The 16,905-nt window shown below is 59.1% G+C and carries 17 protein-coding genes; 9 read left to right on the forward strand and 8 right to left on the reverse strand.

The annotated features are described in order from the left end of the window. Positions 1 to 100 precede the first annotated feature (100 nt). Positions 101 to 1,099 (forward strand): LLM class flavin-dependent oxidoreductase, encoded by a 999-nt coding sequence (locus tag RFER_RS16785; protein WP_041792684.1) that lies wholly within the window; start codon positions 101 to 103, stop codon positions 1,097 to 1,099. After that, the gene (locus RFER_RS16790; RefSeq protein ID WP_011465589.1) at positions 1,096 to 1,374 is read left to right on the forward strand and encodes a DUF4389 domain-containing protein; all 279 of its coding nucleotides are present in this window, start codon (positions 1,096 to 1,098) and stop codon (positions 1,372 to 1,374) included. The genes RFER_RS16785 and RFER_RS16790 overlap by 4 nt, the downstream gene beginning before the upstream one ends. Before the next feature lie 90 nt (positions 1,375 to 1,464). Here the strand turns inward: RFER_RS16790 and RFER_RS16795 are convergent, their stop codons facing one another. The 4 genes from RFER_RS16795 to RFER_RS16810 form a co-directional block, all read right to left on the reverse strand. Then, the gene (locus RFER_RS16795) at positions 1,465 to 1,947 is read right to left on the reverse strand and encodes an RDD family protein (RefSeq protein WP_011465590.1); all 483 of its coding nucleotides are present in this window, start codon (positions 1,945 to 1,947) and stop codon (positions 1,465 to 1,467) included. Further along, a complete protein-coding gene (locus RFER_RS16800; RefSeq protein WP_011465591.1) occupies positions 1,948 to 2,580 on the reverse strand; it encodes a DUF3106 domain-containing protein in 633 nt (210 codons plus the stop codon). Positions 2,581 to 2,685: 105 nt separating this feature from the next. Continuing rightward, a complete protein-coding gene (locus tag RFER_RS16805; protein ID WP_011465592.1) occupies positions 2,686 to 3,123 on the reverse strand; it encodes a DUF3619 family protein in 438 nt (145 codons plus the stop codon). Next, positions 3,120 to 3,686 carry an RNA polymerase sigma factor gene (locus tag RFER_RS16810; protein ID WP_011465593.1) on the reverse strand — a complete coding sequence of 189 codons (567 nt, stop codon included), beginning with the start codon at positions 3,684 to 3,686 and terminating at the stop codon, positions 3,120 to 3,122. The genes RFER_RS16805 and RFER_RS16810 overlap by 4 nt, the downstream gene beginning before the upstream one ends. Positions 3,687 to 3,977: 291 nt before the next feature. On the opposite strand from RFER_RS16810, the gene RFER_RS16815 reads away from it, so the two are divergent. From RFER_RS16815 to RFER_RS16845, 7 genes are all read left to right on the forward strand, one after another. Further along, on the forward strand, positions 3,978 to 5,801 hold the full coding sequence (locus RFER_RS16815; protein ID WP_011465594.1) for an acetolactate synthase 3 catalytic subunit: 1,824 nt from the start codon (positions 3,978 to 3,980) through the stop codon (positions 5,799 to 5,801). Positions 5,802 to 5,890: 89 nt separating this feature from the next. Further along, on the forward strand, positions 5,891 to 6,382 hold the full coding sequence (gene ilvN, locus RFER_RS16820; RefSeq protein ID WP_011465595.1) for an acetolactate synthase small subunit: 492 nt from the start codon (positions 5,891 to 5,893) through the stop codon (positions 6,380 to 6,382). Positions 6,383 to 6,403: 21 nt separating this feature from the next. Further along, positions 6,404 to 7,420: a ketol-acid reductoisomerase gene (gene ilvC / locus RFER_RS16825; protein WP_011465596.1), complete on the forward strand. Its 1,017-nt coding sequence runs from the start codon at positions 6,404 to 6,406 to the stop codon at positions 7,418 to 7,420. A 70-nt stretch (positions 7,421 to 7,490) separates the two neighbouring features. Next, on the forward strand, positions 7,491 to 8,303 hold the full coding sequence (gene pssA / locus RFER_RS16830; protein WP_011465597.1) for a CDP-diacylglycerol--serine O-phosphatidyltransferase: 813 nt from the start codon (positions 7,491 to 7,493) through the stop codon (positions 8,301 to 8,303). A 101-nt stretch (positions 8,304 to 8,404) separates the two neighbouring features. Next, complete coding sequence (locus RFER_RS16835) at positions 8,405 to 9,124, forward strand: Crp/Fnr family transcriptional regulator (protein WP_011465598.1); 720 nt, start codon at positions 8,405 to 8,407, stop codon at positions 9,122 to 9,124. A 20-nt stretch (positions 9,125 to 9,144) separates the two neighbouring features. Next, on the forward strand, positions 9,145 to 10,230 hold the full coding sequence (locus RFER_RS16840; protein ID WP_011465599.1) for a phosphotransferase: 1,086 nt from the start codon (positions 9,145 to 9,147) through the stop codon (positions 10,228 to 10,230). A 59-nt stretch (positions 10,231 to 10,289) separates the two neighbouring features. Next, a complete protein-coding gene (locus RFER_RS16845) occupies positions 10,290 to 11,540 on the forward strand; it encodes an acyl-CoA dehydrogenase family protein (RefSeq protein WP_011465600.1) in 1,251 nt (416 codons plus the stop codon). Between the two features lie 120 nt (positions 11,541 to 11,660). On the opposite strand, the gene RFER_RS16850 is transcribed toward RFER_RS16845, so the two are convergent. From RFER_RS16850 to RFER_RS16865, 4 genes are read right to left on the reverse strand one after another with little or no spacing between them, the layout of a single operon-like run. After that, a complete protein-coding gene (locus RFER_RS16850) occupies positions 11,661 to 12,899 on the reverse strand; it encodes an HD-GYP domain-containing protein (RefSeq protein WP_041790906.1) in 1,239 nt (412 codons plus the stop codon). 36 nt (positions 12,900 to 12,935) lie between these two features. Further along, on the reverse strand, positions 12,936 to 14,126 hold the full coding sequence (locus RFER_RS16855) for a hypothetical protein (protein WP_041790908.1): 1,191 nt from the start codon (positions 14,124 to 14,126) through the stop codon (positions 12,936 to 12,938). Then, positions 14,123 to 15,055 (reverse strand): ExeA family protein, encoded by a 933-nt coding sequence (locus RFER_RS16860; protein WP_011465603.1) that lies wholly within the window; start codon positions 15,053 to 15,055, stop codon positions 14,123 to 14,125. The genes RFER_RS16855 and RFER_RS16860 overlap by 4 nt, the downstream gene beginning before the upstream one ends. Next, complete coding sequence (locus RFER_RS16865; RefSeq protein ID WP_244095739.1) at positions 15,055 to 16,878, reverse strand: pilus (MSHA type) biogenesis protein MshL; 1,824 nt, start codon at positions 16,876 to 16,878, stop codon at positions 15,055 to 15,057. Before RFER_RS16865 ends, RFER_RS16860 begins: the two co-directional genes overlap by 1 nt. Positions 16,879 to 16,905 lie beyond the last annotated feature (27 nt).

Raw genomic sequence — 16,905 nt, forward strand, 5'->3', positions numbered from 1 at the left:
TTTCTGGAGAACAGTGTTGTCCAGTTTTGCAAAGTTGGCAAGATGGAGTTTTGCAGGCCTCCCACTTGTCATTCATTTTGAATGACCTAACATGCTGCACATGATTCCCTTTTCAGTTCTCGACCTCTCCCCCATTGTGCAAGGTGGCGACGCGGCGCAGTCGTTTCGCAACACCCTTGACCTGGCCCAGCACGCCGAACGCTGGGGCTACCAACGTTACTGGCTGGCGGAGCATCACGGCATGCCGGGTATTGCCAGTGCCGCGACTTCGGTGCTCATTGGGCACGTGGCGGGCGGCACATCCACGATTCGGGTCGGCGCGGGCGGCATCATGCTGCCCAACCATTCGCCGCTGGTCATCGCCGAGCAATTTGGCACCCTGGAATCGCTCTACCCTGGCCGCATTGACCTCGGGCTGGGCCGTGCGCCCGGCTCGGACCAGACCACCGCGCGCGCGCTACGCCGCAACCTGGCGTCGGACGCCGACGAGTTTCCGCGCGATGTGGTCGAACTGATGGATTATTTTTCAAAGGAATCAATCAACCCGGTGCATGCGGTGCCAGGCCAGGGTTTGAATGTGCCGATCTGGATTCTGGGCTCCAGCCTGTTTGGCGCGCAACTGGCCGCCGTGCTGGGTCTGCCCTATGCTTTCGCCTCCCACTTCGCACCCCAACAGATGATGCAGGCGATTGATCTGTACCGGACCAGCTTCTCGCCTTCAACGCACCTGGCAAAACCCTACGTCATGCTTGGCTTTAACGTGTTCGCCGCCGATAGCGACGAAGAAGCAGCTTTTCGGGCCACCTCGATGCAGCAGGCCTTTGTCAACCTGCGCAGCGGTCGCCCGGCCCGGCTGCCCCCGCCGCTAGCCGGCTACGCCAACCGTGTGGGTCCAGCCGAGCGAGCCTTGCTTGAGAGCGTTTTGTCGTGCTCGGCCATTGGTGCGCCGGGCACCGTGCGCGCCAGCCTGAAGGCATTTATCGAGCGCACCGGGGCCGATGAGTTGATGATCACGTCGCAAATTTATGAACATTCGGCGCGGCTGCGGTCTTATGAGATCACATCGGGGATTTTTGCTGAGAAAAAGGAGAGACCATGAACGACTTTTCGACTGAAACCGAGGGCCCCCGCAGCATCTGGATGCGAGGCCTGCTGATGATTTTGATGGCTCTGGCCTACCAGTTGGCCAGCACCCTGCTGTTCTTTGTGGCGATCATTCAGTTTATTCTGGCGCTGGTGAGCCAAACGCCCAACCCGCGCTTGTCAGCGTTTGGTTGCAGTCTGGGACGCTACCAGGCCCAGAATGCGAACTTCGTCAGTTTTGCGTCGGAAGAGTTGCCTTTCCCATTTGCCGAATGGCCAAGCAGCGATTAGAGCCGGTTCGGAAACAAGTTGTGCAAGCCATTCCGGAACGAACCCTTGGTTGAAGCCAACGTGAACACGAGGCGAATTGCGTCTGGAGTGCTACCGATTCAAGCGGGGCTTTGACACCAGCCGGGTGCCTGCCAGCACGTCGTGCCAGAATTGTTGTTGCGGCTGAAGGCGGCTGAAAATAGCCCAGATCACCACCCAGCTGATCACGATAACGACAGATTCAGAGCCAGTCAACTTGAAGGGGGCAACGCCCGCCAACGCTGGCAAAAACCAGAGCCAGCAGAGCACATAGCGCAGCAAAGCTCGCGCTTGTGTGATGGGCTGGCCGGCACGATCCACCACCTGGATGTTCCAGGTTTTCATGGCCAGGGTTTGGCCTTGGGACCAGAACCAGACGAAATAGATGCCAAAAACGACAAATAGAAACGCTTGCAGGGCATGACGGTTGTCCATGGCATTGCGCGTTTGGCTCAGGGTGCCAAAGAGATAGCCGGCGATGAAGACCACGCCAAACATCAACATGCCCTCATACAGCCAGCAGGCCATGCGCCGGGCAAGAGAAGGGGTTTCCATTCAGTTTTGCTGCGTGGGTTTAGGCTCAGGCAGCGGCTTTGCACGCGGCAACAGGGTGTTGCGGTTCACCGCTGGATTGATTGCAGGTGCCTCAGAGACTTGCTTTGTTGTTTGCTTGTGCAGGGGAATTTTCGTCAATTTTTCAGGGGCTGCAGGTTTGGTAGCCGCTGCCGCACCGGTCGGCCTGGGCGGTGCTGATTTGGCCAGTTTTTGTTTTTCTTCAGGACTGAGCGCTTGGTAGGCCTGCCAAGTGGCGGCTTTTTGGGTCGGACTGAGTTGCTTGGTCTGGGCAAAGTTGAGTCGCGCCTGATCCCGCTGCTTTGGGCTCAGCGACGCCCATTCGGTCATGCGACTGTGAAGCTTGGCCTGCTCCGCCGGTGCCAGGGCTGAATAATTCGCAGCAAGGGCGATCCATTTGCGCTTTTTGGCGCTATCCAGTGAACTCCAATGGGCCGCCAGGGGCATGAGCGACAACTGCTGCGCGGGCGTTAAATCTTGCCAGCTCGGTTGAGAAGATTTACCTGGGGCATTTGACGTTCTGGTCGGCGCCGTTGGGCTGGGCCGTTTGACCGCAGAGGCTGTCTGCAGAGGCGTTGCTGGCACGTCTTGGGCCACCACATGCGAAGTGGCCATGCCAAGCACCAGTAAGCAAAAAATGGCGCCAAAAACCTGCGCGCCAGCCCTGAAGGGCCGACAGAGTTGGCTGTTAGCAAGTGTGAAAATCGTCATAACCTGCGTTTACTGATCCTGAGCGGCATTGATTTTGAGGAACTGCAAAAAACCCGGGTCCGCATAGGCCGCGGGTGGCAAGTCATCGGTCAGCAACGCGGCATCGATGTCGGCCAACTCGCGGACACGGTTGTCATCTTGAATGACATTGATGGCGATCAGGCCCACAACCAGGGCCAACAGTGGAATGGCCGCAGCCAACCGACCCCACCAGCCAAAGTGCGCCTGGCCCAGCGTGACGCTCCCCGCGCCACCCGACACCGCCAAGCCGGTCACGGCATACTTGAGCGCCAACTTGCGTTGGCCCACTGCCTGCACCCGAGCCGCGCGCAGACGCTCCGAAATATCCTGCGGCAAACTGTCAGTGGCATCAGACAAGCGCGCAGTGATGCGAAAGCCCAAACGATCTTGTGCTAGTTGATTTTGGTATTGATACGAATTGGTCATAACGTGATTCCCTTCACCCTCAATGCTTTGCCGAGGGCCTGAACTGCCCGCGAACAGTGGGTTTTGACACTGCCTTCTGAACACCCCATGGCCGCAGCAGTCTCTGCCACGTCCAATTCCTCCCAATAACGCATGAGGAAGGCTTCCCGTTGACGGGTTGGAAGTGCCTGAATTTCGTTTTCAATTTCATGCAAGGTTTGTGCCCGCTGAGTGGAACTCTCCGCACTCTCTGTTTGGTTCGAGTGGTTTTGGGTGTTTAAAGTTTCCAGCAGGTCAAATTCGCCGTCTTCTCCTTCAGATTCAAAATCACTCAGGTTGGAGAAAAGCGCATTGCGGGTTTTTTGGCGCCGAAACCAGTCAAGCGTGCAGTTGGACAGAATGCGTTGGAACAGCATTGGCAACTCGGCGACCGGCTTGTCACCGTAGTGCACGGCCAGCTTCATCATGCTGTCTTGCACGATATCCAGTGCAGACTCCACGTTGCGAACGTGGTAAACGGACCGTTTGAAGGCACGTTTTTCAACGTCTTTCAGAAAATCAGAAAGTTCTTTTTCAGTGGCCAAGAGGTGTTTACCTTGCGGCAGTGGTGACGCGTTGAAGAGAGATGGAAACCGGTTGAGGTGACATTGAAACCGCGAATTATGGCACCCGTATAGGATCTTTCCGGCAGATGGCATGGCATCCATTGGCTGCAATGCCATAATGCATCCTGCAAATTAAAAAGCAAACGGGTCACGGTCCGGCGCAAGAATCACTGCGCCCATGGCTTTGGCTTTAAGTTCCGACGCGGCCCCACAAGTGTTTGCGAAGGAGCACCCAAGGTTTTTCGTCAGAGAAATTCACAAAGGTTCATCATGGAATTATCAAAAGCCCGAATCGCGTCGGCGGCAGCAAAGACCGCGGCAACCAGTCAAACACCCACGACCCCAGTCAAACAACTCGTTGCGACGCCAGACGAGAACGAACTTCGGGGTGCCGAGATTCTCATCAAGGCCCTGCAGGCTGAAGGCGTCAAGTACGTCTGGGGCTATCCCGGCGGCGCCGTGCTGCACATTTACGACGCGCTGTATAAACAAGACACGATCCAGCACATTCTGGTTAGGCACGAGCAAGCAGCGGTGCACGCAGCCGACGGCTATGCACGCGCCACTGGCGAGGTCGGCGTGGCCCTGGTCACTTCAGGGCCTGGTGTAACCAATGCGGTCACCGGTATCGCCACCGCCTATATGGACAGCATCCCGATGGTGATTGTGTCTGGGCAAGTGCCCACCAGCGCCATCGGCATGGACGCTTTTCAGGAGTGCGACGCGGTGGGCATCACACGCCCCGTGGTTAAACACAATTTCCTGGTCAAGGACGCCCATCAACTGGCCGAGACCATGAAAAAGGCCTTTCACATCGCGCGCAGTGGACGCCCGGGCCCGGTCCTGGTCGACATCCCGAAAGATGTTTCGTTCAAAAAAGTGCATTACGCGGGCTACCCGGCTACGCTTGAGATGCGCTCTTACAACCCGGTGCGCAAAGGCCATGGCGGGCAAATTCGCAAGGCGCTTCAGCTCTTGCTGGCGGCCAAGCGGCCCTATATCTACACCGGTGGCGGCGTGCTGCTGAGCAACGCCTCTGCTGAGTTGCGAACCCTGGTGGACATGCTGGGCTACCCATGCACCAACACCCTGATGGGCTTGGGTGCGTATCCGGCCAGTGACAAGAAATTCCTTGGCATGCTGGGCATGCACGGTACGGTGGAAGCCAACAACGCGATGCAGCATTGCGACGTGCTGCTGGCCATCGGCGCCCGCTTTGATGACCGTGTCATTGGCAACCCCAAGCATTTTGCCCAGAATGAACGCAAGATCATCCACATCGACATCGACCCCTCAAGCATCTCCAAACGGGTCAAAGTGGATATCCCGATTGTGGGCGATGTCAAAGAGGTGCTGTCCGAAATGATCGCCATGATCAAGGAGGGTGCTGTCAAGCCCGATGCCGACGCACTGGGTGCCTGGTGGGACACGATCGAAGGCTGGCGCAAGCGCGATTGCCTCAAATACGATCACGGCAAGAATGATGTCATCAAGCCGCAGTTCGTGATTGAGACGCTCTGGAAAATGACCAAGGATGCGGATACGTACATCACGTCCGACGTTGGTCAGCACCAGATGTGGGCGGCTCAGTACTATCGATTCGATGAACCACGGCGTTGGATCAATTCCGGTGGCTTGGGCACCATGGGCGTGGGCATTCCCTACGCCATGGGCATCAAGCTGGCCAAGCCTGATAGCGAGGTGTACTGCATTACAGGCGATGGTTCGGTGCAAATGTGCATTCAGGAGCTCTCCACTTGCTTGCAGTACAACACCCCGATCAAAATCCTGTCACTCAACAACCGCTACCTCGGTATGGTGCGCCAATGGCAGGAGGTTGAATACGAAGGTCGCTACAGTCACAGTTACATGGATGCGCTGCCCAACTTTGTGAAGCTGGCTGAAGCGTATGGCCACGTGGGCATGCTGGTTGAGCGGGCGCAGGACGTGGAGCCGGCGCTGCGCGAAGCGCGCAAGCTCAAGGACCGGACGGTTTTCATGGATATCCGCACCGACCCGACCGAGAACGTGTTCCCCATGGTGAAAGCCGGCAAGGGCATTACTGAAATGCTGCTCGGCTCCGAAGATCTTTAGTCAACTTTAACTTTGGACGAATCTATTGTTTGCCAAGCTCTGCGGTTACCGCCTCAGGGGTAGGGCAACGAAAAGAGGAATCACATACTATGAAACACATCATTGCAGTCCTGCTGGAAAATGAGCCCGGCGCGCTGTCGCGCGTGGTCGGACTCTTCTCAGCGCGTGGTTACAACATCGAGTCGCTGACCGTGGCACCGACAGAAGACGCCAGTTTGTCGCGCATGACGATTCAAACCGCTGGATCGGACGAAGTGATCGAACAGATCACCAAGCACTTGAACCGCCTGATTGAAGTGGTCAAGGTCGTTGATTTGACCGAAGGGGCTTACACCGAGCGTGAGTTGATGATGGTGAAGGTGCGCGCAGTCGGAAAGGAGCGTGAAGAAATGAAGCGCATGGCTGACATTTTCCGCGGCCGCATCATCGACGTCACCGAGAAGAGCTACACCATAGAATTAACCGGGGATCAGACAAAGAACGACGCATTCTTGCTGGCTATTGAACGGGGTGCCATTTTGGAAACCGTCCGCACCGGGTCGAGCGGCATTGGTCGCGGCGAACGTATTTTGCGGGTTTAACTTTTTACAACGGAGAGAGAAATGAAAGTTTTTTACGACAAGGACTGTGATCTGAGCCTCATCAAAGGCAAAACAGTTGCGATCATTGGTTACGGCAGTCAGGGCCATGCCCACGCCCAAAATCTGAACGACAGCGGCGTGAAAGTGGTGGTTGGCTTGCGCAAAGGTGGCGCTTCCTGGACCAAGGTCGAAAAGGCCGGTCTCAAGGTGGCTGAGGTGGCTGACGCCGTCAAGGCCGCCGACGTGGTCATGATCTTGTTGCCTGACGAGCACATCGCAGCGGTCTATACCGAGGACATCGAGCCCAACATCAAACAAGGCGCCTCGCTGGTGTTTGCGCACGGCTTTAACGTGCACTACGGCCTGGTAACACCGCGCGCTGATCTGGACGTCTGGATGGTGGCGCCCAAGGCGCCGGGCCATACCGTGCGTGGCACCTATGTGCAAGGTGGCGGCGTACCGCAACTGATCGCCATTCATCAGGACAAATCAGGCCGTACACGCGACCTGGCCCTGAGCTATGCCATGGCCAACGGCGGCGGCAAAGCCGGCATTATTGAAACCACTTTCCGGGAAGAAACCGAGACCGACCTGTTCGGCGAACAGGCTGTTTTGTGCGGCGGCACGGTGGAACTGATCAAAGCCGGTTTTGAAACCCTGGTCGAAGCCGGTTATGCACCTGAGATGGCCTATTTTGAATGCCTGCACGAACTCAAGTTGATTGTGGACATGATTTATGAAGGCGGCATCGCCAACATGAACTACTCCATCTCCAACAACGCCGAGTACGGCGAGTACGTGACCGGTCCCAAGATCATTACCAGCGCCAGCAAAGACGCCATGCGCCAGTGCCTGAAAGATATCCAGACCGGCGAATACGCGAAAAGCTTCATCCTGGAAAACAAGGCCGGCGCACCTACCTTGTTGAGCCGTCGCCGGTTGACATCCGAGCACCAAATTGAACAAGTGGGCGAAAAGCTTCGCGCCATGATGCCCTGGATCAAAAAGAACAAATTGGTTGACCAAACCCGCAACTAAGACGTACGACACTCCCGACAAAGGCCACTTCAGTGGCCTTTGTTACTATGAAGGTCTGGAGGCCAATTCTATGCATGACGGAAACGATTCAGACTTCACCGAGGTCGACGCCATCGTGGTGAGAAAGCGCCGCAAGGGCATTTATGTTTTGCCCAACCTGTTTACGCTGGCGGCACTTTTTGGTGGCTTTTACGCCATTGTCATGGCGATCAATGGCCGCTTCGACCTGGCGGCCATCGGTGTCTTTTGTGCCATGGTGCTCGACAGCCTGGATGGCCGCGTCGCCCGCATGACCAACACGCAAAGCGCCTTTGGCGAGCAGATGGATTCACTCTCGGACATGGTGTCGTTCGGCGCCGCGCCCGCGCTCATCGCTTATGTCTGGGCGCTCAAAGGCCTGGGACGCTGGGGCTGGATTGCAGCCTTTGTCTATTGCGCGTGCGGCGCCTTGCGGCTGGCGCGCTTCAACGTCAACACCGCGGTGGTGGACAAGCGCTATTTTCAGGGTTTGCCGTCGCCGGCGGCGGCGGCCTTGCTGGCCGGGTTTATCTGGGTCATGACGGATATGGGAGTCAAGGGCGCCAGCGTGGCATGGCCCACATTCGCATTGGCTTTGTATGCCGGACTGACCATGGTGACCAACGTGCCGTTTTACAGCTTCAAGGATGTGCACATGAAAAAGAGCGTGCCGTTCATCGTGATTGTGCTGATTGCGCTCGGTATTGCCGTCATCAACATCGATCCGCCCATTGTGATGTTTGGCCTGTTTGTCGTCTATGGCTTCAGCGGCTACGTCATTTACGTTTGGCGCAAGACCAAAGGTTTGCAGACCAGCGTCATCAGTACCTCGACGCAGGAACCTGATGAAAGAGGACTTCATTAGTCATTGGTGCAGCAGGCGGACACGCAGGCGACAAGCCTGGGCCGCAACGCTGGTCCCCGACGTGACAATGAAGCACTTATCAGTCACCCAAAGGACAGACCATGGAAGAACCAATCCTTACCATCGATGAACGTGCAGCGATCAATTCAGGTCGCTGGTTTTCAACCCTGTCGCCTTCTTTGCGACACGATATTCTGCGATGCGCTTACGTCAAACGATACAAGGACGGCGAACTCATCACTGCCCGCGGCGAGCCGCCGGAAGAATGGATTGCCTGCGCGCGCGGTGCCGTGCGGGTCAGCTCCACATCCATCTCGGGCAAGCAGATCACGCTGACCTATGTGGAGCCGGGCATCTGGTTCGGCGATGTGGCCATCTTCGACGGCGACCGACGCACCCACGATGCCTACGCTCACGGCGAGACGACCATCTTGTGTGTCGCCAAGGCCGATTTCAAAAAGATTCTGGCGCACCATGCCGAGCTCTACGAAGCGCTGCTGCGCCTGCACGCCCGTCGCATCCGCCAGTTGTACGGTCTGGTGGAAGACCTCAACACCCTGCCGCTGCGGGCACGACTGGCCAAGCAGTTGCTGCACCTGGTGCGCAGCTACGGCGTGCCCTCGCTCAGCGATGGGCGCGAAATGCGCATCGGCCTGCAATTGGCACAGGAAGAACTGGCGCAATTGCTGGGTGCCTCCCGCCAACGCGTCAATCAGGAACTCAAGTCGATGGAGCGAGAGGAAACCATCCGGATCGAACCGGGTGGTCTGGTCATTCGCAACCGCGACGCCTTGATGCTGATCGCAGACGCCGATAACTGAACCACCAAAAGCACAGTCCCATGAGCAATTTCGAGCATTTCATCGGCACGCAGGCCGTCTCCGAGAAACAGGCGTTTGACGTTGTCGCCCTGTCCGCCTGGCTGGATAAAAACCTGCCGGGCTTCTGTGGCCCGTTGACCGTCGAGTCCTTCAAAGGTGGCCAGTCCAACCCGACCTACAAACTCAACACGCCGGCGCAAAGCTATGTCATGCGCGCCAAGCCCGGCCCGGTCGCCAAACTGCTGCCGTCAGCGCACGCCATTGAGCGCGAGTTTGCAGTGATGAGTGGTTTGCAGGGCACCGATGTGCCGGTGCCGCGTATGTATTGCCTGTGCGAAGACGAAGCCATCATTGGCCGGGCGTTCTATGTGATGGAATTCATGCCAGGGCGCATTCTGTGGGATCAAACCCTGCCGGGCATGAGCACCCAGGAACGCGGCGCGATTTACAACGAGATGAACCGCGTCATCGCCGCCCTGCACACCGTCAAGTTCGCCGAGCGGGGCCTGGCGGCTTATGGCAAGCCGGGCAACTACTTTGAGCGCCAGATCGGTCGCTGGAGCAAACAATACGTCGCCTCCATCACCCAGCCCATCCCGGAAATGGACCGGCTCATGGACTGGCTGCCGCAGCACATTCCGGCCATGGCACGGGCCGAGCACATGGTCAGCATCGTGCATGGCGACTACCGACTGGACAACCTGATGTTTCACCCGACCGAGCCGCGCATTGTGGCGGTGCTGGACTGGGAGCTGTCCACGCTGGGGCATCCGCTGGCTGATTTCAGTTACCACTGCATGGCCTGGCACATTCCACCGGGTGCGTTTCGCGGCATTGGCGGCCTCGATGTGGTCAGTCTGGGCATTCCCACCGAAGAGGAATACATCCGGCTGTACTGCGAGCGCACCGGGCTGACCACCCCCGACGCGCTCAAAGCGGACTGGAATTTCTACATGGCCTACAACCTGTTTCGCATCGCTGCCATTTTGCAGGGCATTGCCAAGCGCGCGCAGATGGGTACCGCCGCCAGCGCGCAGGCCGTGAGCTCCGGCGCCGGCGCCAAGCCGCTGGCCCAGATGGCCTGGCAATTTGCCCAAAAAGCCTGATCCCGCATCACACCCTGACTTCAATCGCGCCCGTTCCAACTGATACAACCGGAGATCCCATGGACTTTGACTACTCCCCCAAGACAAAAGAACTGCAAGTCAAATTGCAGGCCTTTATGAATGACTACATCTATCCTTCAGAGGGTGCCTGGCACGCTGAAATTGAGGCCAACACCGCAGCTGGCAAACGCTGGACACCGCTGGAACTCATCGAGGGGCTGAAACAAAAAGCCCAGGCGGCTGGCCTGTGGAACCTGTTTTTGCCGGTCGACAGTGCTGCCGCCTCGGGCTACCAGGGCGCCGGCCTGACCAATCAGGAATACGCGCCGCTGGCCGAAATCATGGGCCGCGTCCTGTGGAGCAGTGAGGTGTTCAACTGCTCGGCCCCGGATACCGGGAACATGGAAACCATCGCCCGTTATGGCTCCGAGGAAAACAAGGCGCGCTGGCTCAAGCCCTTGCTGGAAGGCAAGATTCGCTCCGCCTTTGCCATGACCGAGCCTGAGGTCGCATCGAGTGACGCCACCAACATCCAGACCCGCATGGAGCGCCAGGGCGATGACTACGTGATCAATGGTCGCAAATGGTGGACCTCCGGCGCCGGTGACCCGCGTTGCGCCATTCACATCGTCATGGGCAAAACCAACCCGCAAGCCGAGCGTCATGCCCAGCAAAGCATGGTGCTGGTCCCCTCCAATACGCCCGGTGTCACGGTGGTGCGCTCGCTCAATGTCATGGGCTACGACGACGCACCGCACGGCCACATGGAAGTGCTGTTTGAGAACGTGCGGGTGCCAGTCAGCAACATCCTGCTCGGTGAAGGCCGCGGTTTCGAAATCGCGCAGGGGCGCCTCGGCCCGGGCCGCATTCACCACTGCATGCGCCTGATTGGCCAGGCTGAGCGGGCACTGGAGTTGATGTGCAAGCGCGTCACCAGCCGGGTCGCCTTTGGCAAGCCGATTGCCGCGCAGACCGTGACGCAGGAGCGCATTGCCGAAGCCCGCTGCAAGATCGATATGGCCCGTCTGCTCACCCTCAAAGCCGCCTGGATGATGGACGTCGCCGGCAACAAATTTGCCAAAAACGAGATTGCCATGATCAAGGTCGTGGCGCCGAGCATGGCCTGCCAGGTGATCGACTGGGCGATGCAGGCGCACGGCGGCGCCGGCATGTGTGATGACTTCCCGCTGGCCTACGCCTACACCAACGCCCGCACCCTGCGCTTTGCCGATGGGCCGGACGAAGTACACCGCAACGCCATTGCCAAACAGGAATTGCGTAAATACACAGCCGCGCCCAAGCCCGTTTGACCGCCCGTGCCGAGCGGCGGTCACACTGGAGGATCAAGCGCCACGGTGTGGCGATTGATCCTGAATTAATAGCGACATATCTATATTTAACGGGGGCTACAGCCTGTTTTTATATAAAGATCACCAGGGCGCGCTTGGCAAGCCTGACCACAGTTCATTGAGGTCAGGAAAATGCCATTTGGCCGGATCTTCACGCGCGGCTATTTTTTCACTGGTATCGGGACTGGACAGGTCGATCAGCTGCGGCACGATGCGCATGTTCGATTTGGTAGAGAAAAACACCTTGACACGGGGTGTCGTCAAGGACTTGCTGGTCTGTTCGGTCACCACGCCAATGCGCCCGGAGCTCAAGCGCACCAGCGAGCCGACCGGGTAGATTCCCATGCCCTTGACAAAGGCCTGAAACACTTGGGGGTCAAAATGGCCTTTGGTCCACTCGGCCATTTTGCGCAGGGACTCGGCCGGATCCCAACCTGACTTGTACGGCCGGTTGGAGGTGATGGCGTCATACACGTCGCACACCGCACCCATCCGGGCCCAAAGGCTGATTTGATCGCCTTCGAGCCGGTCTGGATAACCGGAACCGTCCATTTTTTCATGATGATGCCAGCAGACCTCAATGGCGATCGGGTCCACATTGACGCCGCCCAGCAGCATCTTGTGCCCTTGCACCGGGTGGCTCTTGATGATGGTGAACTCCGCATCGGTCAGCTTGCCCGGCTTGTTGAGCACGTCCATCGGCATCACCGCCTTGCCCAGGTCATGCAACAGCCCGGCCAGGCCGGCGGAGCGGGTCTGGGCTTGATCCAGTCCCAATTGTTTGGCCAGTGCCACCATCATGGCGCACACCGCCACCGAATGCATGTAGGTGTAGTCGTCCGCCGTCTTGAGCCGGGCCAGGCTGATGAGCGCACCGGGGTTGCGCGACACCGAGTCGGCTATTTCTTCCACCAGCAGTTTGGCGCCGCCCACGTCCACGGCGTTGCCCATGCGGACTTCTTCAAACATGGAAACCACAGCTTGTTTGGCACGGCCACAAATTTTGGCGGCGCGTTCAAGCTCTTGCGCGGCCGAGACCGGTGCCAGCTGACGCCGTCCGTTGGCTATTTGTTTTAGCTCATGTTCCACCTGGGCTTCAGACTCGGCCTCGGACACCGCCGCTTCACCACTCGCCACGTCCAGGCCTTTGTCGCAGTCAATCCAGACCTCCTTGATGCTGCTGCCCACAATTGACTCGATATCTTTCGGGTCTTTGAGGACAAAACTGGTGCGAAAAAATGGATGCTCCATCCAGGAGCCGCAAAACTCCTGCAGGTGCATCCCGAGGGTGAGTTGATGAACACTGATCCGCTTAAGCACGAAGGTTCTTCCGCCAGGCAAGTTGGTGTACAGAACTCAGTGTGCACGCAAAGGCACACCCAGCTGACGCAAATAACTGGCCACTTCAGGGCTCAAAGCGCCGCCGTCGCGGGCCTTTTCTGCCAGTTCGGCCGCAGCGGTCGTCTGTCCCTGAGCGGCCAGCGAGACGGCCGCGCCCAGCATCCAGCGGGGCTCGTTGGGTCGCAGTTTCAGGGCCATCAGATAGGCGGCGGCCGATTCCGGGTGCTGCCCGAGGCGCTGCGCCGCATTGCCCCGGATCGCCCAGATATCGGCAACATCCGACAGCAGGGGCTCCAGGCGGGTCAGCAGCACCAACACCTGGCTCACCCGGCCTTCTGCCAGTTCCATGCGCGCGAGTTCGCGGGCAATGGAGGCGATGACCGAACTGCTGCCGGGCGGCGCGCCGGCAAGGTTGGCGCGCTCGGCAAGTATCAACGCCTCGTGCAACAGATCAATGGCGGCCGAGCGCGAACCCGCGTTCCAGAGTTGCTGGGCTTGCGCCAGGGCCTCCTGCGCGGCGGGCGGGCGGGCTTGGCTCTGTGGCGCTTTCAATGGGGTCGATGCGATCACCTTGGAGGCTGCAGTCGGGACTTGCAGCGGCTCACTCGCGGCTGAGGGACTCAAGATCGGCCCGGATGCGGTTCGGGGCGTGCCAGCCGCAGGGGGGCGAGTAGCCACCGCAGGACTTGGCGCGTGCTGGAGCAAATTGTCCATCTTGAGCGAAAAATTGGCGTGGTCTGCGTCTGGCCTGGGCGCAGGCACAGAGGCTGGTACGGGCAATTTGGCCGACTCCGGACGAGACACAAGGGCCGGCTGGGCGGCCACGCTGAGCGGGGCCGGAACCACCGGCGGTGGCGCCACAGTCAAGCTGTTTGTCACCAAGGGGGCAGAGGGTGAAACCGGCGGCGCAACCGGCTGTGGCTGTGGTTTGACGCTCATGGCAAGCTGTGTTGCTTGCACCGGGGGCTGCGTCGAGCCGGCTTGATTCAGATACCACCAGGCCGCCACACCACCCAAGGCCAGAACGGTCGTTACCAGTTGCACGACGCGACGCAGCGATTGCGCCTTGCGTCCCGACTGCCCGAGGCTCTTCACGCTCAGCGTGTCGCGCACGACACCCATGCGCGCCTGCGGGGCTGGAGCCAAGCCAGGGCGCTGGGCCTGGCGACTGTCCAGGTCGCGCAACATTTTATTGATCACACTCACTGCGCTGCTCCCTGCTGATCATTCTGAACTATTCGACCCGGCCCGCGCGACTTCCATGGCAGCCAGCGTGACAGCCAGGACACCGGCGCCAGCGCGCGTACACCGGGCGTGTCCAAGCCAGCCAGGCCTACATGCTGGCGGTTCACACGATGCACATTCTCACCATAAGCCAGCATCAGACACTTATGCGCCAGTATATTGACCAGCCTTGGCACACCACCGCTCAGGCGCGCCATCAACTGCGCCGCCTCCAACTCAAACACCTGGGTATCGGTGGCCTCACTCAAGGCGGCCGTCGCCAGGCGGTGCGCCAGATAGGTCGGCACACAGTGCGCCGTCATCGGCCCCAGGTATTCGCTGAAGGTGATGCGTTGCAGCAATTGACGGATTTCAGGGCGCGACAGCTTGTCGTCAAGTTCGGGTTGACCCAGCAACACCAGCTGCAACAACTTTCGCTTTTCCGTCTCCAGATTCGACAACAGGCGCAAACTCTCCAAGGTGCGCACGGGAATAGCCTGCGCCTCGTCAATACAAACCACCACCCTTTGACCCGCCTCGGCGTAGCTCAACAGACAATCCCGCAAAGCGTTGTGCACCTGGTAGCGGGTCAGTTTTCGGCCCTCCAGGGTTTGTGGCGCGTCAATGCCCAACTCCTGCATCAAGGTCATCAGCAAATCGTCCGGCCCCATATCCGGGTTCGGGATGTAGGCGGTGACACATTCGCCCTGCAGCGTCTTGAGCAATTGGCGGCATAACACGGTTTTGCCGCAACCGACTTCACCGACAATTTTCAGAAACCCTTCGCCACTGCGCAGCGCCACCAGCAGCATGTTGAGTGCGGCCTGCGCGCCTTCATGGGAGTAAAAGAAGGCACTGTCGGGCGTGATGGAAAACGGTGCCTCACGCAGCGAAAAATGCCGCAAATACATCACTGCGCCGGCGTTCTGGGCGCGCCTTCTTGCACCGTGCCGTCAATGCGGATCACGCGGGCGCGCACTGAATCAATATCGTCCAGCGCCGCGCGGGTACGCCGGGTTTGCGCTTCCCAGTCTTGCGCGGTGCGGATGATGGTGGGTTTGATCAGCACCACCACTTCTTTTTTGCGCCCGGTGTTGGCGTGGTTGCCAAATAAAGTGGAAAACAAAGGCACGTCGCTGGTGCCGGGCAAGCCTGAGGACTTGCGGTTGGATTCAATCTGCATCAAGCCGCCAATGGCGACAATGTTGCCGTCCTGAATGCGTACCAGCGTGTCGGTTTCATTCATGCTGCTGGACGCCAGTGGCAACACATAATTGCCGGCGCTGCCCAGATCAATCTGCTTGGCTCTTTCACTGACCGTGGTCACCGACGGATGAACGTGCAACATGATCTTGGTGCCTTCATCAATCTGCGGTGTCACGTCCAGCGAAATACCGGAAAAGAACGGTGTCAGGGTGATGGACGGCATGGTCAGGGTCGCGGTCGAACCTGTCGTGACGCTCGACGTCGTGCCGCCCGATACATTGGTCACAAAAAAATCTTCAGCCCCGACCTTGAGCACGGCCTTCTGGTTGTTCAAGGTCGCAATGCGCGGACTGGAAAGGATCTGCACGTCGCCCTGGGTTTCCAGGAAACCGAGCACCGCCTGGAAGCCATCGGTGGCGAAAGCCAGTCCAAAAAGGCCAGCACCCGCTGCTGGCAACGAGATGCCGTCGGCCAGCAACGCAGACCCGGCAGAAAAGCCCGGCAGGTTGGACTGCACACCGCGCACCAGGGTATTGCTGGACGTGGTGGCAGAGGTGTTGCCGCCGATCACGCCCATGGCGCCGGTCGAACCGCCACCATTTTTCAAAGCCGACCAATCGATGCCGCTCTGGTAGCCATCGCGCAACTCGACCTCCACAATTTTGGCTTCCAGCATCACCTGGCGCTCGACCGCTATCTGCGCTGCCTTCAGAAATTTATCGACCTGGCGCAACTCGTCGGGCATGGCATGCACGGCCATGATGCCGGCCTGCGGGCTGATCACGACACTGCGCCCGGGACCGGCGCCAACCAGGCCTTTGACCGCTTCCGTCAACTCGGCCCAAAAGTCGGTTTTGGACGTCGTGGTGACACGGCTGCCCTCGCCCTGCTGGCTGCTCGATGTTGGCTGCGTAGCACCCGAGGACGTCCCGCCGGTCGAACTCGACTGCAGCGCGGCCCCCGGCGACACCCGCAAGTCACTGTTACCCACCCGCTGGGAATGCGGGTAATTGATGGTGAAAATCCGCGTCTGCAGCGTCGGCCCATAGACCGTGATGCGCCGACCCTCCATCTTGAAGTCGTAACCATACACGTCACGAATGGCCTCCAGTGCCTCCGGCACCGTCACACCGCGCAACGTCACCGACAAAGTGCCCGCCACGTCGGGGTGCATCATCATGCTGTAGCGCGTGTCGGCCACGATGGCCAAAAAAACCTCGCGGGCCGGGGCGTTGTTCACCAACAAATCCAGTTTGGGCTCGGGACGCGCGGCCACCGCGGGTGGCGCTGGTTCGGCCAGCGCGTCACTGATGCGCGACGGCACGAGCACCGGTTTGGCAGGCCTGGCCGCCTCGCCGACTGCCAGATCCGCACGGATGGCCTCGCCCACATCAGGCGTGCGCAGTGGCCGCTCAGCCGCACAACCGGCGAGCAAGGTCACACCCATCGCCAGACACAGACCGGGCAAGGCACCTGCTGGTGACCAAACGGCATGGCCAAGTCGGGTGGGCTGGAAAATAGTCATCATGGTGTCGGTTTTTCTAGTCATTGGAAC

The organism is Rhodoferax ferrireducens T118, assembly GCF_000013605.1.
In the GTDB taxonomy this organism is placed as follows: domain Bacteria; phylum Pseudomonadota; class Gammaproteobacteria; order Burkholderiales; family Burkholderiaceae_C; genus Rhodoferax; species Rhodoferax ferrireducens.